General features: G+C 77.2%; 5 protein-coding genes. 2 read left to right on the forward strand and 3 right to left on the reverse strand.

The genetic code is table 11. The features are described 5' to 3' along the window. The coding region (locus PAI11_RS23680; protein ID WP_170320661.1) for an EamA family transporter at positions 1-565 on the forward strand (565 nt) is incomplete at its 5' end. Continuing rightward, positions 562-1,173 (forward strand): helix-turn-helix domain-containing protein, encoded by a 612-nt coding sequence (locus PAI11_RS00020; protein WP_007569519.1) that lies wholly within the window; start codon positions 562-564, stop codon positions 1,171-1,173. The genes PAI11_RS23680 and PAI11_RS00020, both read left to right, overlap by 4 nt. A 46-nt stretch (positions 1,174-1,219) precedes the next feature. Here the strand turns inward: PAI11_RS00020 and PAI11_RS00025 are convergent, their stop codons facing one another. The 3 genes from PAI11_RS00025 to PAI11_RS27710 form a co-directional block, all read right to left on the reverse strand. Then, positions 1,220-2,713 (reverse strand): replication-associated recombination protein A, encoded by a 1,494-nt coding sequence (locus PAI11_RS00025; protein ID WP_007569520.1) that lies wholly within the window; start codon positions 2,711-2,713, stop codon positions 1,220-1,222. 378 nt (positions 2,714-3,091) lie between these two features. Further along, a complete protein-coding gene (locus PAI11_RS00030; RefSeq protein WP_007569521.1) occupies positions 3,092-3,583 on the reverse strand; it encodes a hypothetical protein in 492 nt (163 codons plus the stop codon). Next, a partial coding sequence (locus PAI11_RS27710; RefSeq protein WP_211656528.1) for a hypothetical protein occupies positions 3,580-3,768 on the reverse strand: 189 nt, incomplete at its 5' end. The genes PAI11_RS27710 and PAI11_RS00030, both read right to left, overlap by 4 nt.

The following is a 3,768-nucleotide window of genomic DNA, read 5'->3' on the forward strand; positions in this document are numbered from 1 at the left end:
CGTCGCGCTGGTGGTCGGGCTCGGCAGCCAGGGCCTGCAGGTCGACCTGCTCGGCGGGCTGGCCGCGCTCGGGGCGGCGGTCGCCTACGCGGCGGGCGCGCTCGTCGTCCGCCGCTGGTTCGTCACCGAGCCGCCGCTGGCGACCGGGGCCCTGGCCGTGCTCGGGGCGGTGCCGTTCGTCGCGCTGGCCGTGCCGGTGGCGCTGGCGAGCGGCGCCACCGTCGCACCGGGCGGGCGGGCGATCCTGGCGCTGCTGCTGCTGGGCATGCTGGCGGTGCTGCTGGCGGTCGTCCTGTTCGTCGCGCTCGTCCAGCGCGCCGGGCCGCAGCGGGCGCTGCTGGTGACCTACCTGAACCCGGCCGTCGCGCTGGCCCTGGGCGCGATCGCCGAGGGCGAGCAGATCACCGCGCGGGCCGTCGCCGGCCTGGTGCTGATCCTGCTCGGCGTGACGCTGGGAGCGCGCGGCGGCCGCCCGCCGCGAACCGCCACGACCGGTCTCGCGGCCGAGGCGACCGAGCCGGGAGGCCCGGCGTCCTCCGCGCGCGTCGCTACCGTGGACCCGTGAGCGCGGTGGCACAGACGGTCGGCGCCAACGTCCGGCGACTCCGCCTGGCACGGGGGCTGTCGCTGGTCGACCTCGGCCGCCACGCCGGCCTGGCGAAGGGCACGCTGACCCAGCTCGAGGCCGGTCGCGCCAACCCGACGATCGACACCCTGCATGCGCTCAGCCGGGCGCTCGGGGCGACGCTCGGGGATCTCGTCTCGGAGCCCCCGAACACCGAGCCGCGCGTCGTCCGCGCCGACGAGGGCCCGCTGGTCCCGGGCTGGAACATGGAGGCGCGGCTGATCGAGCGCAGCCACGTCGGCAGCGCGATCCTCGAGCTCTACGGCATGCGCCTGGCCGCCGGCAGCGTCCAGCACTCCCCGGCCCACGCCCCGGGGGTCGTCGAGCAGCTCTACGTCCTCAGCGGCCAGATCGAGGCCGGACCGGAGGAGGCGATCGTCGCCCTCGACGTCCACGACTTCGTCCGCTTCGACGCCGATCGCCCCCACCGCTACGCCGCGCCGGACGGTCCCGCCAGCGCCCTGCTGCTGATGATCTTCCCCGCCCTGCAGCGAGGCACCGGGCCCGCCGCCGAGCCGGCGGCGAGTGGGGCGGGCGCGGCCGAGTAGCGGGGTGGGCCGCCGGTTGGTCGCCGGCGACCCCCACCGCGCTCGCTCAGGGCTTCCGTCCCCGCCCGCGGCGCGCCGCGGCCAGCCGCTCCAGCAGCACGGTCTCGTGCGGCGCCGGCTGCAGGAAGCGGTGGTCGGCGAGCGCGGGCGGCAGCAGCTCCTGGTCGCTGAAGCCGCCCGGGTTGGCGTGCGGGTAGTCGTAGTCCTGCGGCCGGGCGCCGTCGCTGATCTTGCCGCGCAGGTAGGGCGGCGGGGCGTCGACGCCGTGCTCGGCGACGTGCTCGAGGGCGTCGTTGATCGCCCGGTAGGCGGCGCTGCTCTTGCCCGCCAGGGCCAGGCGGATCGTCACGTGCGAGAGGGCGATCCGGCACTCGGGCATCCCGATCCGGTCGACGACCTCGGCGGCGGCGATCGCCATCGGCAGCGCGTACGGGTCGGCCAGGCCGACGTCCTCGCTGGCGGACACGACCAGCCGCCGGGCGATCGTCCGCGGATCCTCGCCCGCCGCGAGCATGCCGGCCAGGTAGTAGACGGCGGCGTCGGGGTCGCTGCCGCGGATCGACTTGATGTAGGCCGACAGCAGGTCGTGCGGCTGGTCGGGCCCGGCCGCGATCACCGTCCGGTCGAGCGCCGCCGACGCCTGGCGCCCGGTCACGCGGACGGTTCGGGCCGGGCGGGCGGGGGGCGGGTCGGGCGCGTCCGTCGCGGTGTCGTCCGTCGCGGTGTCGTTCGTCGCAGTGTCGTTCGCTGGCTGACCGTCCGCGGATCCCTTCGCCACCGGGGCGCTCGCGGCGGGGCCGTCGACCTCGCCGGCAACCGTCGCGGCAGCCGCCCGCGCCAAGCCGGTCGCGGCCTCGAGCGCACCGAGGGCGGTCCGCGCGTCGCCGGCGCTGCGACTCGCGAGCAGCTCGAGCGCGTCGTCGTCGGCCCGCACCTGCTCGCCGTCGCGGTCCAGCAGCCGCCGCTCCATCGCCCGTCGCAGCAGCACCAGCACGTCGGCCTCGGCCAGCGCACGCAGGCGGTAGATCCGCAGTCGCGAGCGCAGCGCCGGGCTGACCGCGGCCCACGGCGGCTCGGTGGTGGCGGCGATCAGGGTCACGAGGCCCTCCTCGACCGCCGGCAGCAGCGCATCCTGCTGAGTCCGGTTGAAGCGGTGGATCTCGTCGATGAAGAGGACGGTCGGAGTGCCGCTGGAGGCCCGCCGCTCGCGCGCCCGCTGAAGCGCCGCGCGGACCTCGGCCTTGCCGGCATCGACCGCCTGCAGGGCCTCGACCGCGGCCCCGGCCGCGTCGGCCACGATCCGGGCCAGCGTCGTCTTGCCCGACCCCGGAGGCCCGTGCAGCAGCATCGCGTGCGGCGTCCCCGAGTCGATCGCCGCCCGCAGCGGCCGGCCCTCGCCCAGCAGCGCGGCCTGGCCGACGACGTCCTCGACGGTCGCCGGTCGCAGCCGCGCGGCGAGCGGCGCGTCGGCAGGCAGCGACGCCCCTCCGCCACTGGTCGGGGTGCCGTCGTCCGGGTCGGGGGCGAACAGCCGGTCCACCGATCGAGGATCGCACGGCGCGCGGTCAGGCTCGCTGCCCGTCGAGTCGTCGTCTCGCGAGGCGGCCGACCTCCAGCCGGCGATCCGCCGGCCAGACCACGCCCAATTGCCGTGTCGTTCACCGGGGTGCGATGAGATGGCAATCCGACGGGGCGGCGGCCCGCCGCGGACCGCGCCCGTCGAGTCGTCGTCTCGCGAGGCGGCCGACCTCCAGCCGGCGATCCGCCGGCCAGGCCACGCCCAATCGCCACCTCACCCGCCGAGGCGCGACGAGACGACGATCCGGCGGGCGCCGCGGACGTCGGCCCGGATCCCTCGCCTCGCCGTCGCCCCTCACACCCCTCGCCCCTCGCCCCCCGCCGAGCCGGCTCGCCGCGCTCAGCTACCCCCGCCGTCGTGTGCGTCCGCGGCGGCGGACGGCGAGCCGCCCGGCGTCCTGCTGGCCCCGCTTGCCGGGCCGCCCGTCGGCAGTGCCCAGGCCGCGATCGCCGGCAGCACCAGCAGCAACGCCAGCGACAGCAGCTCGGCGACCGCGTCGCCGACGCCGAAGCCGTCGAGGTTGCGGACGTGGAACGCGAAGTGGAGGACCGCGGAGACGCTGAAGGCGGCGCAGAGCGGGCGCACGAGCGCCGGGTGCGGGCGGTACGCCGCCCACGCGAACAGCAGCGCGAAGGCCAGGAAGAGGCCGCCGGTGTCCGTCACCAGGTGCTCGTTGAACGGCCCCAGCTTGTCGATCCACGAGGTCACGAACGGGAACCCGTCGTAGAAGCCGCGCGGAGCGAGGGTCGCCGGGATCCCCACGGCCGCGGTGCTGATCGCCAGCATCGCCAGCGCCGTGCGGACCAGCCGCAGGTCGCGCAGGGCGCTCATCGCGTCGCCTCCCGCCCGCCGGAGGCCGGTCGGCCATCGCGCCCCGCAGGCGCAGCGGCCGAACCACCGCCCCCCGCACGCGCAGCAGCCAAGCCACCACCGCCCTCGAGCCACGCGGCGAACGTCGGGCCGCCGTCGGCGCCGCCCGGCGCGCACAGCAGCCCCTCGCGCAGCGCCCGCCCGCC

It is taken from the genome of Patulibacter medicamentivorans, assembly GCF_000240225.1.
GTDB lineage: Bacteria > Actinomycetota > Thermoleophilia > Solirubrobacterales > Solirubrobacteraceae > Patulibacter > Patulibacter medicamentivorans.

Bases quoted from the DNA above. Each gene is read 5' to 3' on its own strand.
- PAI11_RS00030 (WP_007569521.1), bottom strand. From the start codon at position 3,583: ATGAGCGCCCTGCGCGACCTGCGGCTGGTCCGCACGGCGCTGGCGATG.